This window comes from Parafrankia sp. EUN1f, assembly GCF_000177675.1.
Classification (GTDB): domain Bacteria; phylum Actinomycetota; class Actinomycetes; order Frankiales; family Frankiaceae; genus Parafrankia.
In genome coordinates this window covers 1-696 of the sequence record NZ_ADGX01000387.1, presented here as the reverse complement: position 1 = coordinate 696, position 696 = coordinate 1, and the positions used below count along the sequence as shown (strand labels likewise).

The following is a 696-nucleotide window of genomic DNA, read 5'->3' as shown; positions in this document are numbered from 1 at the left end:
TACCCGCGGGCGAAGGTACAGCGACCTGCGGAGATCGACCTGCGGGCGACGGCTCGGGCATGTCAGCGCACGTCCTGCTGCGTGGGGCGGCCGGGCTGCTCGCCGCCGCGTTCCTCGCCGTAGGAGCGCTTGGGGACCATCACCTTGCGGCGGTAGATGCAGACCAGGGTGCCGTCCTGGTTGAGCCCGCGGGTCTCGACCGTGACGATGCCGCGGTCGTCCTTGCTCTTCGACTCCACCTTGTCCAGGACGGTCGACTCGCCGTAGATCGTGTCCCCGTGGAAGACCGGCGCGACGTGGCGCAGCGACTCGACCTCGAGGTTCGCGATCGCCTTGCCGGACACGTCGGCGACCGACATGCCGAGCAGCAGCGAGTACACGTAGTTGCCGACGACGACGTTCCGCTTGAACTGGGTGGTCTTCTCGGCGTAGTTCGCGTCGAGGTGCAGCGGATGGTGGTTCATCGTGAGCAGGCAGAACAGGTGGTCGTCGTACTCGGTGACGGTCTTGCCCGGCCAGTGCTTGTAGACCGCGCCGACCTCGAACTCCTCGTAGTACCGGCCGAACTGCATGCCCCACCCCTGTTCCCTTGTACCTGGCGGTCCTACGCGGGCGGGTGTCCGGCATCGTTCACCCGCCCGCGGTACCCGGACGACTCCCTTGCCGCGGCCGGCGGCCGGCTCAGCGGGGGAGGCT

Annotated in this window: 1 protein-coding gene; it reads right to left on the bottom strand. The window is 68.2% G+C overall.

Features of this window, described 5'->3' with window-relative positions; all coding sequences use genetic code 11:
• Nucleotides 1-62: 62 nt before the first annotated feature.
• Nucleotides 63-572: a MaoC family dehydratase gene (locus FREUN1FDRAFT_RS39255; protein ID WP_006546024.1), complete on the bottom strand. Its 510-nt coding sequence runs from the start codon at nucleotides 570-572 to the stop codon at nucleotides 63-65.
• Nucleotides 573-696 lie beyond the last annotated feature (124 nt).